The sequence below is a fragment of the Bradyrhizobium stylosanthis genome (assembly GCF_001641335.1).
Taxonomy (GTDB): Bacteria; Pseudomonadota; Alphaproteobacteria; order Rhizobiales; family Xanthobacteraceae; genus Bradyrhizobium; species Bradyrhizobium stylosanthis.
Window position 1 is genome coordinate 98,390 of sequence record NZ_LVEM01000010.1, and the last position, 22,622, is coordinate 121,011.

The following is a 22,622-nucleotide window of genomic DNA, read 5'->3' on the forward strand; positions in this document are numbered from 1 at the left end:
TCGCGACTAGACTACCAGAAAATCCCGCTGCTGAAGCAGATTCGGGCTCACCGCGGTCAGCGTGATCGAGTGGAGGGCGTCGAGCGCAATGGTGGTGTCGGCCGGGTTACCGGCGTTGTGGGGGTCGGCGGCGATCGCGGCCAGTACGGCCGCAGCGTCCGCATAAACAGAGTGGCTGAGCTGCAGGACGTCGTGCGCCACGTCGAAATTGCCGATGGTCGCCGTGGCTGCAGTCTGCGCATTGAACTGGAACACGAACGTATCGTTCGCCCCTGACGCCGTCAGCGCAGCGTTGTCCCCCTGCACGGTCACCAGGTGCGATCCGTCATTGTTGGTGACATCCTGAGCGATGACCGCGCCATCAGCGCCATAACTGACCAGAGATTTGGCGAAGGGCGGATTGGCGCCGAAATAGAAACTGGCGACGGTCTCATTCACCGTCGACGGCGTCAGCAGCGTATTCAAATGCGCATCGTCCGTCGGTGTCGTGTTCTGGAATTCGATCTGCAGCGGCCCCGAACCGACGCCCTGCACCAGAATGTGCGCCGTGCCGCCGGCGACGGAAATCGCGATGTCGGTGTCGTGGCCGCCATTGACGGTCGAGACCGACACCGCATTGGGATCGACGCCTTCGAGATGGATGCGGTCGTGCTCGCTGCTGCCCGTTGCCCAGGACAAATCGGTGATCTTGTCGGTTACGCCTGCGGCAAGGTCGCTGCCGCGGAAGAAGAACACGTCGTCCCCGGTCCCGCCGGTGAGGCTCTGCGCGCCGACACCGTAGTGGATCACGTCGTTGCCCGATCGATCCGGCCCGGCGGTGATGGTCGTGGTGTTGGCCGCCGAGTCGTAGGCGAAATGGAAGTCCGACAGCGACGCGATGTCATCGCCGCTGACCGTAAGGCTGACCGATCCGCCCGCGCCGCTCAGAACCAGAACGCCATTGATGAAGGTTTCACTCGTGGCGTGGAAGCCGTCGACGATGATCTGGTCGCGCGTGCCGAAATGCGCGATCGCGTTGACAGGCGCGTTCGCGGCGCTGAATTCCAGCGCGGCATGGCCCGCCGCCGAGAAGTCGATCGCGCCGGAGCCGGCCGCGCCGCTCGCGGTGAGGTCGAGCGTGCCGTTCTCGATCGTGATGCCGCCGGTGAAGGTGTTCGCCGTTCCCAGCACCAGTGTTCCCTCGCCGTCGAGCACCAGATGTCCCGCGCCGGTCTGGCCGCTGGCATCGTGCGAGCCGGTCATGTCGGCGATCGCGTCGCTGATCGTGATGATGTGCGTCGCGTCGGGAGCGAAAGTGATGGTCTGGTTGCCCTGCAGGAAGATGCCGCTGCCGAAGCCCGATCCGGAATTGTGGCCGGCATTCGAGCCCGAACCACCGGCGACGCTGTTGTCATGGGTGCCACCGCTGCCGCCGAAGGTCAGCGAGCCGCCTTCCTGGACGAAGATCGCGCCGCCGGCGCCGAGGCCGCCGCCGCCCGATTGATAGTTGCCTTGCCCGCCGCCGAAACCGCCGGCGCCATTCGCGTAGCCCCAGTAGCCGGCACCACCGCCACCGCCGAACCCGCCGGCGCCGCCCGCGCCCCGCAGCCCAGCGCCGCCACCACCGCCGAACCCGCCGGCACCTCCGGCGCCGCCCGTGAGATCCGCAGGGCTGACGACGCCGCCGCCACCACCACCGCCAAAACCACCGGCGCCGCCCGACGTGGCGGACCCCGCGCCACCACCGATGCCGCCACCAGCGCCGCCGACATAGCCGTAGCGACCGGAGCCCCACGGACTGGTGCCAGTGACGCCGCCGCCACCATCGGTACCTCCAGCACCGCCACCGGCCGCCGCGCCGATAACGATGCCGCGACCGGGCACGTAGCCAAAATAGCTCCCGCCCGACGCCACGATGCCGATGCCGCCGCCGCCATTGACGTTGCCAGCGCCGCCCATGCCGCCGCCGCCGCTGCCGGAATAGCCATTGAAATAGCTTCCATTGCCGCCGACCGCCCGATCATGTGCAAAGCTGACATTGTCGAGGGTGACCGCGCCGCCCGAGGCGATGAAGAGGCCGCCGCCAAGTCCCGCGCCGCCACCGCCGCCGCTGGTGGAGTCGCCACCTTTGGCAACCGCATTGATGATGCTGAGATTGTCGATGTCGATGGTGCCGGAATAGACGAACAGGCCGGGAAGCCCGTGGGCGTCCAGGGTATGACCATTGCCATGGATCGTCAGCGTATCGCCAGCGGCGAGATTGAACGCCGCGAGCTGTGTGCTCAGGACGAGGTCGCCGACGATGTTGAACGTGTAGTGCGTGTTGGCGTGCGAATACGCGCCGGTCAGGTCGATCGCTGCGATGTCGGCGGCGAGTTCCGCGGCCGTTGCAATCGTAAAGCTGGTGGCGGTCGTCGCAACGTTCACATTGGAGGCCGTCGATGCGGCGCTGGTCGCCGAGCCCGCCCCGTTCACCAGCGTTTGCGTCGCCGTGATCGTGTGAGCGCCGGCGCCGAGCGCAAGGCCGTTGGTCGAATAGATCGCGAAATGGCCGGTCTGGTCCACGGTGCCCGAGCCGATCGCAGTCGTGCCGCCATCCGCATACAGCGTGATGATGTCACCGGCCTTGCCGGTGCCGAAAGCCTCGACGCGTCCACCGGGATCGTCGACCGAAACCACCGATGTGATGACCGGCGCGACCGGCGCAACCGTCGCCACGAAGCCCGATGCCGTACTGGTGAGATGGTCCGCATTGGTCTCTGTCACCGACACGACCTGGGCGCCGGGGTTCAGGCCGGAGCTGGTCGTGATGTCGAAATGCCCGCTGGCATCGACGATTCCCGAACCGATGGTGACGCCGCCGAGCGTGATCGTCACGACGTTGCCGACTTCGCCCGTGCCGACGAACTCGAGCGCGCCGCCCTCCACCGTTGTTCCGATCTGCGCCGTGATCGTCGGCGCGATCGGGTTGACGTTGACGGTGAATGCCGGCGACAGGCCGCTCGCAATGCCGTCGTCGGTCTCCGTCGCGGTAAAAGTGTGAATGGCGTCTGCAAACGTCACGGTGGTCGTGATCGAGAATGTGCCGTTGGCGGCGACCGTGCCGGTGCCGACCGCCGTCGTGCCGCCGTCGGCGTAAAGCGTGATGGTGCCGCCGATATGCTGGGCGGTTCCCTTCACGGTCACGGTGGTGCCGTTGATGGGCTGGCCCACCAGCGCGGTGATGGCCGGCGCATTGGGTGTCACGTTGACCGACACGCCCGAGGAGATCAGGCTGACGAGGTTGGCAGCATTGGTTTCGGTGGCACGGATGATATGCGCGCCGCCGAGAATGTTGGCGAAGATGTCGAAATGACCCGTCGCGTCGACCACGCCGGTGGCGAGCACGGTCGTGCTGCCGTCGGCGAACAGCTTGATGGTCTCGCCGACCTCGCCGGTGCCCTGCACCTCGATGCGCTGCGAGGTGCCGGAAACGGGAAGCACCGCCGAGATGACCGGCGTGTCCGGAATCACGTTGACCGTGAATTGCGACGACACTGGACTGACGAGGTTCGCGGCATCGGTCGCCGTTGCGGTCAGGCGGTGCACGCCGTCGGCGAATGTCACCGTCGTCGTGATGTCGAAATGTCCGGTGGCGTCGATGACACCGGTTCCGACCGGCGTCGTGCCACCATCGGCGTAGAGTGTGACGGTCTGGTTCGGCTGGCCGGTGCCCTTGACCTCAATGGTGCCGTCATTGTCGGGCTGGCCGACCAGCGTGGTGATGGCCGGCGCCGACGGAACGACAGTGATGGAGAGACTGTTCGATGCCGTGCTCGGCAGGTTCGACGTCACGACGACCGCCGTCAGCGTGTGGACCCCGTTGCTCAGTCCCGCCGAGGTCACGATGTCGAACTGGCCGCTGGCGTTGGTGGTGCCGGTGCCGATCACCGTCGTACCACCGTCGGCAAAGATCTGGATGGTGTGATTGGGCTCGCCCGTGCCCTTCACCTCGATCGGCCCGCCATTGAAGGGATTGTTGACCAGCGCGGTGATCGTGGGTGCCGTCGGATTGACGTTGACGGTGAAGCCGGCCGACAGCGGACTTACCAGGCCCAGGCTGTCGGTCTCGGTTGCCCGGATGGTATGGACACCGTCGGTCAGCGCCGGCGTGACGATGTCGAAATTGCCGTTGGCGTCCGCAACGCCGGTCGCAAACACGGTCGAGCTGCCGTCGAGATACAGCTTGATGATCTGGTTGGGCAGCGCCGTGCCCTTCAGCTCCACGGTGTCGCCGTTGAGCGGATGGCCAATCTGCGTCGTGATCACAGGTGCGCTCGGAAGCACCGTGACCGCGAATCCGGCTGAGAGCTGCGACGACGACCCGGTCTGCGAAACCGCCTGGAACGTGTAGAAGCCGTCGGCGAGCGGCGAGGTGATGAGATCGAAATTGCCGTTGGCATCGACGATGCCGGTGCCGAGCACGGTCGTGCCGCCATTGGCGATGATCGTGACCGTGGTGCCCGGAGCGGCCGTGCCGCGCAGCTCGACGCCGCTGCCGTAGACCGGCTGGCCGACCACGCCGGTGATTCCGAACGGGACCCGATCGGTCAGCATCACGCCGCCGCTGTAGGCCGTGACGTCGAACTGGAAAAGGGAAAAATCGACGCCGGGATTGAGATGCAGATCGACTGAATGAACGCCATCGCTGACGGTCAGGACGTTGCCCGCGCCCATCGTTGCCGTCGTATTTGCGGCAAAGCCGACGAGCTTGATCGTATCGCCCGGGTTGAAGCCGTTGATCTGGTTGGGCAGCGTCACGCCCGCTTCGAGGATCAGCGTCGCGCCCGAATTGGGGACGAAGGTGATGATGCCGCTACCGATCGAATTCACCGAGGTGAGATCGATGGTGCTGTTGCCACTCAGCACCATGCCGCCGGTCAGCAGGTTCATGCCGGTGATCGTCAGCACCGACGTGCCGGATGCACTGATGGTGCCGCCGCCCGTGATCTTGTTCGCCAGCGTGTAGTGCGCCGAGCCCGACAGCGAGAAGGAATCGTTGACGAGATCGCCCGCCGTCAGCGACACCGTGCCGGTGTTGGAGATGTCGATCGTCGTGCCGGTGATGGCGCCCGACAGCGTGACGTTGCCGGCGCCCGCGACATGGATGACGCCGACGCCTGCACCTGCGATCGTGTCCGAGATGGTCAGGGTGTTACCCAGCAGCGGCGCAAGGGTGACGTTCTGCGAGGCCGCGAAGAGACCCGAACCGATGCCCTGCCCGTTTCCGCCGGCAGCGGTCGTGGATGCACCGCCGAGACCGCCGACCGCGGTATTGCCGCCGATCGAACCACTCTGGATCGTCAAAGATCCGCCGGACGCAACGAAAACGCCGCCGCCAAGTCCGGCGCCGCCGCCGCCGCCTCCGGACGCAACCCTTACCCCGCCGCCGCCGCCGCTGCCCGCGCCATAACCGCCGCTGCCGCCGAGGCCTGCATAAAGATCGCCGCCGAAGAAAGGTGGACTGCGGGTGATAACCCTGTAAACGCTGGCCCCGCCACCACCGCCGCCGCCAAATGAGCCAGCCAGACCGTTGCTTCGCGAGTGCGCGTAGAAGGCCGGCTGGCGCCCCCAACCGCCCGCGCCGCCGATGCCGAATCCGCTCACAGGGCTCCCCGGCCCGCCGCCGCCGACGTAGCTATTGTAGCCTCCGGCGGCGCCGCCATTGCCACCGGAGCCACCGATCGCAGAGTTGCCGGTGAACGCCACGCCGTCGAGCGTCGCGGACGCACCTGCACCAATGAAGAGGCCGCCGCCCAGTCCGGCACCGCCGCCGCCGGCGCCGGCATAGGCGTGGGCAACGGACCCACCGTCGCGGCCATGTGCAAGGGTGCCTTCGATCGTCAGCTGGCTGAGCACCAGATTGCCGGATTCAAGATCGAACCCGGAATAGGTCGCCGTGCCATTGACCGAACCGTCGATGGTGTGGCCGCCGCCCTTGATGGTGAGCGTGTCGCCGGCGGCAAGAAAAAGCGCCGCCATGTTGCTGGTCAGCTTCAGATCGGCGGTCAGGTCGATCTCGTAGTCGATGTTCGTGCCGTAGTAGAAGCCGCCGGGATTGATGGCCGCGAGCGCCGCATTGAATTCCGCCATCGTGCCGACGGTGAAGGTCGCGATGGGATGGCCGGTGAAGGCCGGCGTGCCCATGGACGCGCCGGTCGCGAAGGTGAAAGCCGGCCCATTGCCGTTGACGGCGCCGTTCAGCGTGTGTCCGTTGGTATTGATGGTGAGCGTATCGCCGGCGGCAAAATTCAGCATGCCCGCCGACAGGCTGCCGAGCGCGGTGTCTCCCTCGAGATTGATGACGTAGTTGATGTTCGGCGAGGAGAAGAAACCTCCGACATTGATGGCATTGAAGGCTGTCGTCAGCTCCGCAACGCTTGCAACGTCGAACGTGGGGATCGCATTTCCGACCAGCAGGGCGTTTCCGCCGGACACACCTGCCACAAAACTGAATCCGCCGCCGGCGCCGTTGACGGCGCCGTCCAGGGTATGGCCCGCGGTATTCACCGTGATCGTATCCCCGGCGACGAGGGTAAGCTTCGCCAGTCCCGCCACCAGCGGAATGTCTCCGTCGAGATTGATCACGTATTCGACGGACAGGTTCGAGACAGGATTGGAGTTGACGGTCTGGATCGTGGCGACCAGTTGGTCCGTCGTCGAGACGTTGTAGATCGGCTCGACTGTCAGCGTGCCGCTACCGGTGTGGGTGAAGACCTCGCTGCCGTAGAATGCGCCCCGCAACAGCACATCGCCGGAGCCAGAGACGTTGATGGCACTGGCCGTGATCCTGGTGAGGACAGTGACATCGCCGGCGCCGGTTATGTTGAGGACATTCGTTCCGATGCCCTGCGCCAGCACGACCGCGCCGGCGCCCTGAATATTGAACGTGCTTTGGGTGCCGCCCACGAACTGATCGACCGTGAGGGTCTGTCCGGCGCTGGACGTCAGGCCGACCGTGCCGCCGTAGTTGAAGAGATCGTTGCCGATGCCCTGGCCCGCCGCACCATTGGCGGCGCCGCCAAAGCTGATACTGCCGCCACCGGCACCGCCCGTTGCACCATTGTTGGAGAAGGTCCAGTCGTTGATATCAAGCTCGCCACCCGGCGCGACGAAGACAGCGCCGCCAAGGCCCGCACCACCGCCGCCCCCGCCTCCCGCGGCAACGGAAAAGCCTCCAGCCCCGCCGGTCCCGCCGCCATAGCCGCCGCTGGCGCCTCCGCCGGGACCGGTGTTCCCGCCGGCGCGAAGGCCGCCTCCGCCCCCGCCGCCGCCGAAACTGCCGACGCTTCCGTCGTGAAGGCTAGACCCACCCGCCCCGCCATAACCGAACCCCAGTTGACCCGGGCCGGATGTCCCGCCCGCCCTGGGCCCCCCGTAAGTGATTGCGGTGCCGCCAACGCCACCATTTCCGCCGAAGACATGGTTGTCGGTGAAAGCGACGTCGGTCAGGGTCGCCGAGCTGCCGGCGCCTACGAATAGTGCGCCACCCGCGCCCAGGCCACCACCACCACCGCCGGACGACGTACTGCCTGCGGATGACCCGTCACCGCCATGCCGGACGAAGTCGGCGGCCGTCAGGTGGTCGATCGTGACGTCGCCGGATTCCAGGACGAAGCCGGAATAGGTGGAAGCCCCGCTGATCTCATGGCCAAGACCGTGGATCGTCAGCGTGTCGCCCAGCGCCAGATTGATGTCGGGCAGCGCGCCGTCGAGCGTGAAGCTGCCGACGATATCGATCTCGTAATTCTGGTTCGCGGATGAGAACACGCCGCCGACGCTGATTTCGTTGATCGCGCGAACGAGCTGCGCGGTGGACGACACATGGTAGACCGGCACCTCGTTGAGCTTCAGTTCGGTGCCGCCGGTCCCATCGGACACCAGCAGGAATCCGTGCGGCGCGATGTTCTGCTCGGCCGGATCGAAGTGGACGGTCGCAACCGGCACGCCGCCGGGGCCGGTCAGCGTCAGCACGTTGTTGACGAAGCTGCCGATGCCGGTGGCGTTGATCGTCGCAAAGTCGATGGTGTCGCCGACGCCGAAGCCATGCACGACCGCGCTCGGCATCGCGCCTGTCACGGACAGGGTCTGCATCCCTGTGCCGAAATTAATCGATTGAAGGCCAGACAGTCCGCCGTTGAAGTTGGCGAAAGTGTCGCCATCGCCGAGATCGAGTGAGCCACCGAGCGAGACCGAGGTCGTGAAGGTGACCGTGATGGCCGGCCCCGCGAACCCGAGATCACCGCTCCCGGTCAACGCATTGCCGAACGTGCCGGAATGAGCAATGACGAGGTCGCCATTGTCGACGACCGCTCCGCTGCCGAGCGTCCCCTGGCCGCCGAGCGTGAGCTTGGCGCCGGCGTCGATCGTGGTGCCGCCGACATAGGAATTGGCGCCGTCGAACTCGACAGTGCCCGGCCCCTTGATCTCGATCGAAATGCTGCCGCCGTTGCCGCCCTGGTCGGCGATCGCGTCTGCGATCGTGATCGCATTCCCTAACGTCGGCGCGAGAACGATCGACTGATTTCCCTGGAGGAAGATGCCGCTGCCGAGCCCCTGGCCGGCGCCAGGCATAGAGTACAACTGATGAGCCGCCTGGATGGCACCCGCAGCGCCTCCGGCCACGGAGCCGCCGGACAGCGATCCGCTTTCGAGGATCAGCGTGCCCCCCTCCTGGACGAAGATGCCACCGCCGGCACCAAGCCCGCCGCCACCGACATTGCCGATCTTTGACTGGTAATACCCGCCGGCACGATAGGCGAAGGAGACGCCGCCATTGCCCGCGCCAAATCCCCCGATGCCGAACCAACCGCGGAGGCCGCCGCCGCCACCGCCGCCGCCGAAGCCGCCCTGTGCACCGATGGTTCCGGCTTTCCGGGAGGCGAGATAGGCGTTACCGCCGCCGCCACCACCACCAAAGGTGCCGGAGGCCGGGGACGATCCGCGATACGACGTCGCCCCGGCCCCGCCTCCGCCCGGAAGATTCGACAGGCCGAGGCCGCCGCCGGCGCCGCCCGCATAGCCCCAGCCGGTGTAGCCGACGTGGCTTCCAATGCTATAGAAATGTTGCACCCCGGTCGTCGAGCCAGGGGCACCATTGATGCCCATGCCGCCGCCGCCACCACCGCCTTGATAAATCCTGCCGGCCGGGTTCACGCCGCCGCCGTTGCCGCCCCGGGCGGCGTTGTAGAGGAAGGTCACGTTGGCGATCGTCGCCGTGGCGCCCGCCGCGACGAACAGGCCGCCACCAAGTCCGGCGCCGCCGCCGCCACCGCCGATGGCGCCAGCGCCGCCCTGCGCAAGCGTGTGCGCAATCGTCATGTCCTTGAACGTGACGGTGCCGGCATATTCGAAGAAGCCACGATGGGTATTGGCGCCGTCGAGCGTGAAGCCAGCACCATCGACGGTCAATTTGCTGCCGCTGGCGAGATTGATGGCGGCAAGATCCGAGCTCAGCGACGCCAGCGAAATATTGCCGGCGAAATGGATGACGTAGTTGAGATTCGCGCCATAGGCGTTGCCGCCCGAGCTCATCGCCGTCAGTGCGGCGTTGAGCTCGGCCGCGGTGCTCACCGTGAAGCTGGTCTGCGCCAGGCGGATGTTGGTGCCGCCATTGCCGTCCGCGACCAGGGCAAGGTTGAGATCGAAATGCTGCGCCGGATCGAAATGCAGCGTCGCCACCGCAGTGCCGCTGACATTCTTCAGCGTCATGACGTTGTTCGCATCGATCGTGAAGGAGGTCGCGACAACCGACCTGAGATCGATGGTATCCCCGACGTCGAAGCCCTTGAGGGTGACGGCGGGAACGCCGGTGTCGAACACGGCGGTGATGATATGACCTTGGCCGAAATTGAACGTGCCCGTTCCGGTCACGGCGGCCTGGAATTCGAACGTGCCATCGTGGTCGAGGGTAACCACGCCGTTGTCCGTGATCGCGTTCACGATCGTACCCGGCGCCTCGAACCGCAGCGTGCCGTTGTCGATGATGGCGCCGGTGCCGGCGCTGCCGCCGGCCTCGACCTCGAGCGTGCTGCCGCTGTCGATGGTGGTGCCGCCGACATAGCTGTTGGCACCGGAGAAATGCACCGTGCCCGCGCCGCCAATGTCGACGTGGCCACTGCCGCCATTGCCGCCCTGGTCGGCGATCGTATCGGCAATGACGGCGTCCGCGCCCGCAGTCGGCGCGAACGTGATGCTCTGGTTGCCCTGGATGAAGATGCCGGAGCCGAGCGCCTGTCCGTCGCCCCCGCCGCGGCTGCCCAGCCCTCCCGTTGCCGAATTGCCCGAGACCGAACTGCCGGCAATCGTCAGCGAGCCGCCTTCCTGCACGAACACCGCGCCGCCTGCACCGAGGCCGCCGCCGCCACCGGCAAACCCAAGCTGATCGCGGCTTCCGCCAGCACCACCGCCGAACCCGCCAGCGCCACCCGCGCCGGCGGTACTGCGCCCGCCGCCGCCACCGAAGCCGCCGGCACCGCCCGTTGTTCCCGCTCCGAAGCCGTAAGAGCCTGCGGCTCCGCCGCCACCGCCGAAACCGCCGTCGCCGCCGACGCTGAAGGTTCTTACATTTGTGGTGTTCTGGTTGGCGCTCGCACCGCCACCGCCGCCACCGCCAAACCCGCCATCCGCACCTGGAGAGAGGCTGCTGCCGCCCGAGGGTATGCCTCCGGCAGCGGCCTGCGAATAGCTCGCGTGCCCCGGGACGTTGACACCGAGCGTACCGCCCGGGGCGCCTTTGATGTAGATGAAGGTGCCGCCGCCGGCACTATAGCTGCCACTGGCGAAAGCGCTGCTGCCGGCGGTGCCCATGCCGCCACCGCCGCCACCTTGGCCTGAGCTCGAGCCGCCCCCGAAATAGCCTCCGGCGCCGCCCTTGGCCGCGTCGCCCGTGAACGTCACGGCATCGATCGCGACGGCCGCGCCCGCCGCCACGAACAGGCCGCCACCAAGACCCGCACCACCGCCGCCGCCTTCGACGCCGCCGGCGCCGCCCTGGGCCAGCGTGTGCGCGATGTTCAGATTGTTGATCGAGACGTTGCCGCCGAACACGAACAGACCGCGATAAGCATTTCCGCCGTCAAGCGAATAGCCCGCGCCGTTGATGACGAGATGGCTGCCGCTGGCCAGATTGATCGCGGTCAGATTGGCGCCGAGCGAGGCAATGGAGATGTTGCCCGCGAACTCGATCGAATAGTTGGTGTTGGCGGCAGCGGCTCCGCCACCCACGCTGATGGCGAGCAGGGTCGCATTGAGCTCCGCGGCGTTGTGGACGGTGTAGACGTTGGAGGGCTTGATCACGGTGCCGCCGGAGCCGTCGGCCGAGAATGCGAAGCCGTAGGTCGGTCCGCTGAAGTGCAGATCGACGCTATGGGTACCGTCGGTGACGTGCAGAACGCCGGTCGATGAATTGAACGACTGGGAGAACTGTCCGGAACTGTAGTTGATCCCGACCAAGTCGATCGCGTCGGTCGCGGCGCTGAAGCCCGCGATAGTGCCGGCAAAGCTCGCTGGCGCGTCGATCTTGAGCGTCGCGAGTCCGCCATTGAACGTGATGGTCTGGCCGGATGCGACGCCCGCGCCGAACTCGACCGTGCCGCCATTGCCGACGGTCACCGCCCCGGTGCCGGTGACGTTGCCCGCAACCAGCAGCTTGCCGCCGCCGTCCGCCTGCAGCGTGCCGGTGTTGGTGACGTTGCCGGCGAGATCGAGCGTACCCGCCTTGGCGTCGATGACGCCGCTGTTGTTGACCGCCGTGCTGACGATCGTGGTGCCGCTGCCGGTCTTGTCGTAGTTGCCGGCGACGTTGAGGGTTCCGCTGCCGGCGCTCGACGCGATGTTGAAGGCACTTCCGCCGGTCGTGGCATCGGTGAAGGTGACGCCGGCATCGATCTTGAAGGCCGCGCCGTTGTTCAGTCGCAGCGTATCGCCGGAGAAGGCGCCGGTCTGGCCGGATCCGTGCAGCTCGAGCGTCCTGCCGTCGAGCGTGAAGGTCTCGTTATTGGCATCGAAGAAGGTCGCGAGCCCGTTGACGATGGTCGTGCCGCTGCCGCTTTCGGTGCCGCCGGTAAAGGTCGCCCCGTTGGCGTCGATCAGCGTGCCGGTGCCCGACAGAGTGCCGCCGGACTGGGTCAGGCTGTTGATGGTTTCCGAGACGGCGCCGAGGTTGATGTTGCCCGGCAGCACGAAATCATTGGTGACGGCGACATTGACCAGCACCGGCACGCTGGTCACGCTGCCGTCCGTCGCGGACACGGTGAAGCTCGCGGCCGGGTTCAGCGTGCCGTCGCTGACGAAGATCACCTGGCCCGCGGCGAGCTGCGCCTGGGTGAAGCTCGTGATCGCAACGCCGGGCGCACTCGACAGCGCCACGTAACCGCGTTGCGTGCTGCTGACGTTGAAGGTGAGCTGGCTCGCACTGTTGTCGACGTCGCTGACGCTGAGGTCGGCCGTGGTGATGGTCGTCGCCAGGCCTTGCAGCAACGCCGTCGCATTGTCGCCGGACAGCACCGGCGCATCGTTGGCGCCAGTGATCGTGATGGTGACGACCTGCGCGCTGCCGTCGCTTCCCCTCACGGAGAAGGTGTCGGTCATCGTCGCGCCGGCGGCGAGCGCCTGCACCGTGGAATTGTTGTTATCGAGCGTGTACCTCCAGACGCCGGCCGAAGACACGGTGTAGGTGCCGTAGCCACCGGTGCTGGCGGTCTGGGCGGCGACGGCCACGAAGGTGACGGAGGAGGTGTCGGGATCGAACAGCGTCAGCGAGCCGGTCGCGGTCGGCGTCCCCGGCACCGCGTTGGCGACGCCGCCCGCCTCGACGACCGAACCGATCGTCGTACCACTCATCGTGGCCGGATCGTCGGTACCGAGGATGTTGATGGTGACGGACGAAGTGGTGCCGTCCGCACTCGCGACGGAGAAGATGTCCGTGTAGGTTTGCCCGCCCACGAACTCGTCATGTGCGGAGCTCGCGACATAGCTCCAGGTGCCATCCGCGGCGAGCGTAAAGGTGCCGTACTGCCCGGCCGTGCCGGCCTGCGCGACGAAGGATTGCGGACTGTCGGGATCCTGGATCGTCAGCGTGCCGCCGGTCGACAGCGGCGCATTGGTCTCAGCCAGATTACGTGTCACCGCCGATATCACGGCGACATCGTCGGTGCCATTGATCGTGATCGTGACGACCTGCGGCGTGCCGTCGACGGTCGTGACCGTGAACGTGTCCGTCAGCGTGCCGCCGGCATTGAGCGCCTGAACCGCGGCATTGCTGTTGTCGAGTGTGTAGGTCCAGACCCCGGCCGACGTGACGGTGTAGGTGCCGAAACCGCCGAGGCTGGCCGTCTGTGTCGTTACCGTCGTGAAGGTGTTGGCGGGATTGTCGACGTCGGTGTCCGTCAGCGTGCCGCTCGCGCTCGGCGTCCCCGCCACCGCGTTGTTGAGGCCGCCTGCTTCGGTCACCGAACCTGTGCTGATGCCCGATATCGAAGCCGCGTCGTTGCTGCCGAGGATATTGACCGTGACGGACGAGGCCGTGCCGTCCGAACTCACCACGGTGAACGTGTCGGTGTAGGTCTGCCCGGCGACGAATTCGTCATGTGCCGAACTCGCGACATAGGTCCATGCGCCGTTCTGGGCAACGGTGAAGGTGCCGTAGTGCCCGACAGTACCCGCCTGCGCCACGAAGGTTTCGGGATTGTCGACGTCATGGATGGTCAGCGTGCCACCGGTCGACAACACTGAATCAGTCTCGGTCAGGCCGACAGTGTCTGCCGACAGCACCGCTGCATCGTTGGCGCCGTTGATGGTGATCGTGACCAGCTGCGCGGTACCGTCGACGGTCGTCACAGTGAACGTGTCGGTCAGCGTCCCGCCGGCATTGAGCGCCTGAACCGCGCTATTGCTGTTGTCGAGATTGTAGGTCCAGACGCCGCCCGACGTCATGGTGAAGGTGCCGTAGCCGTGATCGCTCGCCGAGGCGGTCCCGACCGCCGTGAAGGTGTTGGCGGGATTGTCGACGTCGGTGTCCGTCAGCATGCCGCTCGCGTTCGGCGTCCCCGCCACCGCGTTGTTGACGCCGCCTGCTTCCGTGACCGCGCCGGTGCTGGTCCCCGACACCACGGCGGGATCATTGACCGCCTGCACGGTGATATTGACGGTCGCCACGTTGGAATCGGCGAGGCCGTCATTGACCTTGTAGGTGAAGCTATCGGAGCCGTTGTAGTCGCCAACCGGCGCATAGGTGAACGAGCCGTCGGCATTCAGCGTCAGGGTGCCGTGGGCCGGACCGTTGACGAGGATGGCGTGCAGCGCATCGCCGTCGAGGTCGGTGGCCCCGGCGAGCACGCCCGTGCCGGGTACCACCAGCGCATGGTCTTCGTCGGTCGTGTAGCTGCGCGCGATCGCCAACGGCGCGTCATTGGTGCCGTTGATCGTGATCGTCACATATTGCGTCGTGCTGGTCGCGGTGCCGTCGTTGACGACGACCGCATAGGTCAGCGTGAGCGTCTGACCCTGCTTCAGGAAGTCGAGATCAGCCGCGGCGGGCTGGTAGATCCAGCCGAACGTCGTGGCGGCGCCGGTGGACAGGTGCCCGCTGGTGTCGATCGCAAAAGCGGCATTGTCGATGAGTGCCAGTGCGCCGGCCGGCAGGCTGAAGGCCTGGCCATCCAGTTTGACGACGGGCCCGCCGACCGTCGAAGCCGTCAGCGTGTCGCCGACGTCGAGATCGACCACCGAGATCGAGCCCGTCAGCGAGATAACCTGCGCATGCGCGTCGGCATCCTCACTGGTCGTTGCGGTGCCGCCGGTCACCACGGGCACGTCATTGGCGCCGACGATGGTGATCGTGAGGGTCTGTTGGCCGCTGGTGAGAAGGCCGTCGCTGACCTCGACCGTGTAGGTCAGAACCAGGCTCTGCCCTTCCCGCAGGAAATCCAGATTGGCCGCCGACGCATCATAGGTCCAGCCGATGCCGGCAGTGCCGCCGTTCGACGTCCCGGCGTGGAACGACAATGCGTTACTGGTCAGCGATGCCGCCCCCGCCGGCAAGACGAAGGCGTGGCCATCGAGGGTCACGACCGGCGAATTGATGATCGAAGCCGTCAGCGTGTCGCCGATATCGGCATCCGTCACCGGCAAGGTGCCCGTCAGCGTGATGTGCTGTGCGGCGGCGTCACCGTTTTCCGGCGCGGTCGCCGATGCACCGGCCAGCACGGGGGCATCCTCTTGGCCGGTGATCGTGATGGTGACATTCCGGCTCGCCAGCCCGCCATGACCGTCGCTGACGGTTACGGCGTAGGTTTCCGTGACGGTCTGCCCGGCCCGCAGGAACTGGACGTCCGCGTTGTCGACGAGATACTGCCATGCCGCCTGCCCGCCGAGGCCGTTCACGGTATCGGCGGTCACATGCGCGCTCATAGTTCCGAGCGCCAATCCACCTGCGCGCGTCGAACTGACGAAACCGACCGAGACGACATGCGCATCCGCCAGGTCGACGTCGGTGAACGCGATCGTGCCATTGGCATGCAGCAACCCATGGGGATCGAGTGCCGTGTCCTCCTGCACCGCGCCGGTCGTTTGCGCTGCGCCGATCACCGGCGCGTCGTTGACGGCTGCGACCGTCAGCTCGCGGGTGACGACGGTCGTGTCGTGCCCGCCGTGATCCGTGCCGTCCGGGTCCTGCACCGTCAGCGTCAGCGTCCGGGTCAGCGGCGACGGATTATCGCTGGTGTCGGTATAGAAGACCGCACGCAACGCGGCTGCAAAATCAGCAACCGTCGGCTGCTGGCCGGCCCTGGCCGTCAGCGTCAGCGTTCCCGTTGCCGCATCGAAGCGCCCCTCGATCAACGCGGTGTTCGCGAAAGAAAGGACGTCTTCGCTCGGCTGATAGTTGCCGGTGATCTGGATCGTCGCCCGCAGCAACGTGTTGCTGTCCGGATCGGACAAGGTCAGCGCCGGAGCAACCGCGACCGGCGTTTGCTCGGGCGCGACCAACGCCGATCCGGCGTTGAGAGCCAGTGACGGTGCATCGTTGACCGGAGGTCCCGGGATCGATGCACCTCCAGGACCAACTCCGCCGGTTCCTCCGCCCGGCGGATGAGGGGCGACATCCGGACCGGGGTTCGTGGGCGGGTTGGCGCCAGAGGCTCCATTCGGCTGAAACGACGGCTCGTTCGACCCCGCACTGTACGAGCCAGGGGGCGATGACGAACCGTGCGGACCGCCGCCGCCGGGCGTGTTGCTGCTGTTGCGGTCCGCAAGGTTCTTGATTTGGAGGAGGTGGTTCAGCGCATCCAGCTCGCCGGCCCTGTCGGCGTCCGTCTTCGCCTGCTCGCTGGCGGCAATTTGAGCTGGCCCGGTCGGCTTCAGCTCCAGCTTTCCGCCTTCGCTGCTGATCGTCGCAATGGCGTTGCCGTTCTTATCGTAGGCGGTCGCCTGATGCAGCCCGTCATTCTGCTGGAAGATGGACAGCGTGACCGATCCATCGTCCGGGGAGATCTCCCCGCCACCCGCCGAGCCCGTGATCTTGGCGGAGCCGATCGGCGTCCCGATCCGCATGTCGCCCGACTTGGCAATCTTGCCCGAGGCGAAACTGAGCGATCCCTGGATGAGATCGAAAACTTCCAGATTGGCGCTTCCATGCAGGTCGAATTTGAATTCGCTCAATACGACCCGCGAACCATGCCCGATCTGGAACGCACTGCCGTCGTTGAAAACCAGTCCGGCCACGCCAGCGCTGTCGGTCTGGACCACGTCTCCCTTGAGCAGAACATCGCCATTGTTGAGCGCCACGACGACGCCGTTGCGCAGGACCGTTACCTGCCCTTCGACCCGTACCGCATGTCCGATCACCTGCATCGCCGGCGACGGCGCATCCTTGGCTGCGTACCTTCCGGGAGCGGCAGGTCCCGCCAGTGCCGCGACGATTTCGCCGCTCAGCGTCGCACCATCCGGCGACCGCAGCGCGTGCAGATTTTCCGATTTGAAATAGCCGGGAACGACGTGGATCTTTCCATCGACCCCAATCAGCCGCAGGTCGTCTCCGGCGCGCTTGAAATCGGCGCTGAGAAGCAGATGCGTGTCCTGGACGGCCACGGACGTCTCCGGACCGCCCTCGATCGAAAGCTCCTGCGAGATAGACAACGAAAAATGGCGATCACTGCCAACGTGCAGCATCATTCATTCCATCAAAAAAATGGACCGCGTAACACGGTCGAAAGTCACCGCCGAACAAGCACCCGATCGACGCTGTCGTTGCGCTCTCCGTCTACCGACGGATGCGATCAATCCTCTTCATGCATGTCCTCAGGACCATCACCGAAGCATCCGGCACCGCTCGCATCCGCGAAGCCCGGAAGCGTCGACTCCTCAGCGGCCCATTGGTACGGTATCCGGCTGCTGAAGGCTGCGAACGAACGTTCATATGTGCCTATTTTCATCGATCGTGATTACCGCCGGAAAGCCGAGAACGTCATTCATCGTAAATCGCAACATTCTCGTTCCGCGCACGAAATCCAGCTATGAAATCAAGGTGCGCAGCGACATGAAGCCCTGCGGGTCCTCCGCATCGGGCTCATCATTTGCGGTAAAGATCGAGACCGGCCCGGAAACGCCGAGCACCAAAAATGGTCAGATGACAGCAGATCGTTTAATGCTGCCCATCACCCGTTCAACAACGTCATGGATCTCATCGGTGAGTCGTAAAACAAGCCTCGAAGGCTGCATCGATGATCGCGAGCTTGACGGCTTGCGCCTTGTGATATTCGCGGCGGAAGCCTTTCGATACCCACAGCCGGGACTTGCCGCGCGCTCCGACCCAGCCGAGGCTTCCCATGGACTCCGCTTCGGCGAGCTTGCGTCCAAGTTGCGTCCGCGACAATTTCAGCCGCTGCGCCAGTGCGGAAACCGACGTCACGTCGGTCGCAATACGATCGACGGAGGCGTCCCCTTCCTCACAACCGACGATCAAGCGATCCATCAGCACGCCGCCCTCGTTGACCCACGTGAACAGCTTGAACGTCGGTTCGGGCTCGCGAACCATGTGAGACCCGAGCAGACCGTCGGCAATCATCGGCTGCATCCGGCGAACCGCCTCCGGCCTGGCGGCCAACGTCGCCGAACGGCCTCCGCCGTCGAGGCCATCCAGCGTTGCCAGATGCAGGAGATGCCATTGATACAGCGATTCAAGCGCCGCAGGTGCCGGCTCGACCGGGCGATGACGCTTGCCCTCGCTTCCCGCAACATGGCGCACAATGCCGTATTTCAGCATCTCCTTGATGAAGGCGGCGGCGGTATTCCGGCTTGCGATCTGGTGATGCTCGACAAGATCAAGCACACGTGCGGTCAGCACTCCGGCGCCGGCTCCGGCCACGGCAACATCCCGGAAGAACTGTGCCACCGCCGCATGGGCCATCAGCCAGCGTTGCTGCGTCGCGAACAACGATCCCATCCGTGGATCGGCAGCGTTGAGAAGCAGGAGCGCCCAGGCCTGGCCGCGCACGCGGGCTTCGAGCGCGGGGTTCAGAAAGATGTCGTCAGCATTCAATGCCATCTGGCGTCCTCCGGCCATCACTGCACGCCAAACATTCGAGGCAGCAAGCGCCGGCGCACCCATTATCGCATCGAGATCACGAGGTCATCTCGGCCCTCCTTTGCGCTGGCAGGGCGACGTCGTGCCGCGCGATCACTGCCCGCGTGGCTTGACGTGTGTCGTCCTTCGCAGGGGAATTCTCCTACGAAGGGATCCTCGTATTCAGGATTGCTGGCGCGAGGCACTTTGCAATGAATTTCGTCCCGTCGAACGCCGGCCGAACCGGGCGCGTCCTTCCAAAGCACCTCAAAAGCCTGGAATCTCAATCGATCGAGATCATGCGCGAAGTCATCGCCGAGTTCAAACGGCCGGTGATGCTCTATTCGATTGGCAAAGACTCCAGCGTCATGCTGCATCTGGCGCTCAAGGCGTTCCACCCTGCCAGGCTGCCGTTTCCGCTGCTGCACGTCGATACAACGTGGAAGTTTCGCGAGATGATCTCGTTTCGCGACGAGACTGCGCGTCGCCTCGGCGTCGATCTGCTCGTCTACACCAACCAGGATGGTCTTTCCCGCGGTATTTCACCGGTCGCCTCCGGTTCGTCGATCCACACTCAAGTGATGAAAACCCACGCACTCAAGCAGGCGCTCGACCTCTACGGCTTCGATGCGGCTTTCGGCGGCGCCCGCAGGGACGAGGAACAGAGCCGCGCCAAGGAGCGCATCTTCTCCTTTCGCTCGCGCGGACACGTCTGGGATCCCCGCAACCAGCGCCCCGAATTGTGGAATCTGTTCAACAGCCGTATCGGGCCGGGAGAAACCGTTCGCGTCTTCCCGCTATCGAACTGGACCGAGCTGGATGTCTGGCACTACATCCAGCTGGAGAATATTCCGGTGGTGCCGCTCTATTTCGCCAAACACCGCCCGGTCGTTGCGCGTGGCGGCTCCTGGATCATGGTGGATGACGAGAGACTGCCCCTCATTGCGGGCGAGCAGCCGGAATCGCGGCGAGTTCGATTTCGAACGCTGGGCTGCTATCCGCTGACCGGAGCGATCGACTCCAGTGCCGCAACGCTGGAAGATATCATGGCGGAGATGAGATCGACGCGACTTTCGGAGCGGCAAGGCCGCCTGATCGACAGCGACGAACCCTCATCAATGGAGCGCAAGAAGCGCGAAGGCTACTTTTGATGGAAACCCGCGAGCCTCCCGGCGAGGCGACGACCAAGGACCTGCTTCGCTTCCTCACCTGCGGCTCGGTGGATGACGGAAAGTCTACGCTGATCGGTCGCCTCCTGCACGACTCCAGGCTCATCCTTGACGACCAGCTATCCTCGCTGGCGGCGGCTTCGAAGCGCCACGGCACGACGGGAGGCGACATCGACCTCGCGCTTCTCGTGGACGGCCTGGAGGCCGAACGGGAGCAAGGCATCACGATCGACGTTGCGTATCGCTTCTTCACCACGCCGCGACGTTCCTTCATTGTCGCCGACACGCCCGGCCACGAGCAATACACGCGGAATATGGCGACCGGCGCATCGACGGCAGACCTCGCCATTCTCCTGATCGACGCACGCAAAGGCGCCTTGGCACAGACCAGACGACACTCATTGATTTGTTCGCTGCTCGGCGTACGCCATGTGGTTCTCGCGGTGAACAAGATTGACCTGGTCTCCTATCAAAGCGACATCTTCGCTCGTATTGTCAATGAATACAGAGCCTTTGCCGAAGAGCTCGGTTTTTCGTCGATAGTATCGATTCCAATCTCCGCCCGACATGGCGATAACGTTACGAACGTATCGGACAACACGCCCTGGTATCGCGGGCCAAGCCTGCTCGACTATCTCGAAACCGTTGATGTGAGCGGCGATGCGATCGACGGTTTGTTCCGCTTTCCGGTGCAATGGGTCAACAGACCCCATCTTGATTTCAGAGGCTACGCCGGCACGGTGGCCTCCGGGACGATCAACGCCGGCGATCCCATCGCCGTCGCCAATACCGGCAAAATCTCAAGAGTGAAGGAACTTCTGACCGCCGAGGGCGCTCAGACCTCCGCCCACGTCGGAGACGCGATCACGATCACGCTCACGGACGAACTCGACATCGGCCGCGGCGATCTGCTGGCTAGTCCGGAATCTCCGCCCGAAGTATCGGACCAGTTTGCCGCACACATGATCTGGATGAGTGACCAGCACCTCATGCCAGGCCGCTCCTATCTGGCACGCATCGGCACCCGAACGACGCCTGTTACGGTCACGGCCATCAAGTACAAGATCGACGTCAACACGCGCGAGCATCTTGCCGCGCGTACTCTGGGCCTCAACGATATCGCATTCTGCAACCTGTCGACGGACACGCCCGTCGCGTTCGATCCGTACGAGCAGAACCGCAGGACCGGATCATTCATCGTCATCGACCGCGCGACCAATCTCACGCTCGGCGCGGGAATGATCGCGTTTGGCCTGCGGCGCGCCTCCAACGTCCCTTGGCAGGCCACCCTGATCGGAAAATCGGAGCGCGCTGCGCGAAAGCACCAGAAGCCATCGATCATATGGCTGACCGGCCTGTCGGGTGCCGGCAAATCGACCATCGCCAACATCGTTGAACGCCGGCTTCACACTAGCGGTCACCACACCATGATGCTGGACGGCGACAATCTGCGCCATGGGCTCAACCGCGACCTCGGCTTTACGGAGGCGGACCGCGTCGAGAATATCCGTCGCGCCGGAGAGGCCGCAAAACTCCTGGTGGATGCAGGCCTGATCGTGCTCTGCTCGTTCATTTCGCCGTACCGCTCCGAGCGGGATATGGTGCGCCGTCTGGTGTCCGACGGAGAGTTCATCGAGGTGTTCGTCGACACACCTATCGATGAATGTGCACGGCGCGATCCGAAGGGCCTCTACGCCAAGGCGAAAGCCGGTCAGATCAAGAACTTTACCGGCATCGACGCCCCGTATGAACCACCGGTGGCGCCCGAAATACACTTGCAAACGATCGGTCATCAGCCCGAGCAATTGGCGGACCTGATCTTGAAGAAACTGGCCGTACGAGGAATCGTAGAAGCAAAGAATTGATACGGCGTCCAAGCGCCAAGCTCAGATCACGACATCATTCGGCCACTTCCAGCAATCGCTGTTTCCGCAGGACAGGGTCTGCCTGGCGAACGCCCAGTATCCTCGAATCGATGGGCGCCTCTCACTGAAAGAATTCAGGCGAGAGTCTCACGTCTTGGTCCGCTGAGGCGTCACGCTCCGCTTCGACTGAGCGCGGCCCTACAGATTTGTCTCCCAGGCAGAATGGCCGAGCAGCGACAATTACGCGCCGGCGATCCAGGAGGCCGTCGAGGCAACGCTTCGCGAGTGCCAAGGCCATCTCGATTCCACCGAGGTCTTGTTCGTCCAGATAGATTGGGATGACGTCAACTCTTGCGAGCTCGGCTTTCGGAATGCAGCGGCCGCAGCAACACTCTCCGCCTTTCGAGTCTAGCCGGCGTCAAGCAGGAAAGCCCACGAGACCGCACAAACAAAAACGCCGCCCCGGTTTCCCGAGGCGGCGTTTTGTATTTCGAACATCGAAAGAGGAAGATTTCTTGTCCTTGGCAGGCCTGGCAGCGACCTACTCTCCCAGGGCTTAAGCCATAGTACCATTGGCGCTGAAGAGTTTAACGGCCGAGTTCGGGATGGGATCGGGTTGAGGCTCTTCGCTAGAACCACCAGGCCGGCGAAGGACAAGAAAACGAAGCAAGCGATCTTTGTGTTGGCGACTAGCGCCTCTCACTCTGTCTGGGTCTTTAAGACCTCATGGACACTGAAAATGAGAGCAATCAAGCCAATCGAACGATTAGTACCGGTAAGCTGCATGCATTACTGCACTTCCACATCCGGCCTATCAACGTGGTGGTCTTCCACGGTTCTCAAGGGAATGCTCGTTTTGAGGTGGGTTTCCCGCTTAGATGCTTTCAGCGGTTATCCCGTCCGTACATAGCTATGCTGCACTGCCGCTGGCGCGACAACAGCTCCACCAGAGGTACGTTCACCCCGGTCCTCTCGTACTAGGGGCAAATCCTCTCAACATTCCAACAC

4 protein-coding genes and 2 rRNA genes are annotated in these 22,622 nt (G+C 64.7%); 2 read left to right on the forward strand and 4 right to left on the reverse strand.

Annotated elements, in window-relative coordinates; translation table 11 throughout:
• Positions 1–6: 6 nt before the first annotated feature.
• Positions 7–17,190, reverse strand: coding sequence for a VCBS domain-containing protein (locus tag A7X65_RS39770; RefSeq protein ID WP_063694856.1), 17,184 nt, complete (start codon positions 17,188–17,190; stop codon positions 7–9).
• A gap of 508 nt (positions 17,191–17,698) precedes the next feature.
• Entirely contained in the window at positions 17,699–18,562 is an 864-nt protein-coding gene (locus A7X65_RS39775) for a hypothetical protein (protein ID WP_063694872.1), read from the reverse strand.
• Positions 18,563–18,792: 230 nt separating this feature from the next.
• Here A7X65_RS39775 and cysD point away from each other — a divergent pair, with 230 nt between their 5' ends.
• A complete protein-coding gene (cysD, locus tag A7X65_RS39780) occupies positions 18,793–19,731 on the forward strand; it encodes a sulfate adenylyltransferase subunit CysD (RefSeq protein ID WP_063694857.1) in 939 nt (312 codons plus the stop codon).
• On the forward strand, positions 19,731–21,614 hold the full coding sequence (gene cysN, locus A7X65_RS39785; protein WP_063694858.1) for a sulfate adenylyltransferase subunit CysN: 1,884 nt from the start codon (positions 19,731–19,733) through the stop codon (positions 21,612–21,614). The genes cysD and cysN overlap by 1 nt, the downstream gene beginning before the upstream one ends.
• Positions 21,615–22,142: 528 nt before the next feature.
• Here the strand turns inward: cysN and rrf are convergent.
• Positions 22,143–22,257 (reverse strand): 5S ribosomal RNA (gene rrf, locus A7X65_RS39790).
• Positions 22,258–22,359: 102 nt separating this feature from the next.
• A 23S ribosomal RNA gene (locus A7X65_RS39795) occupies positions 22,360–22,622 on the reverse strand; the annotation flags it as partial.

Bases quoted from the DNA above. Each gene is read 5' to 3' on its own strand.
- A7X65_RS39770 (WP_063694856.1), bottom strand. From the start codon at position 17,190: ATGATGCTGCACGTTGGCAGTGATCGCCATTTTTCGTTGTCTATCTCG.
- A7X65_RS39775 (WP_063694872.1), bottom strand. From the start codon at position 18,562: ATGGCATTGAATGCTGACGACATCTTTCTGAACCCCGCGCTCGAAGCC.
- cysD (WP_063694857.1), top strand. From the start codon at position 18,793: ATGAATTTCGTCCCGTCGAACGCCGGCCGAACCGGGCGCGTCCTTCCA.
- cysN (WP_063694858.1), top strand. From the start codon at position 19,731: ATGGAAACCCGCGAGCCTCCCGGCGAGGCGACGACCAAGGACCTGCTT.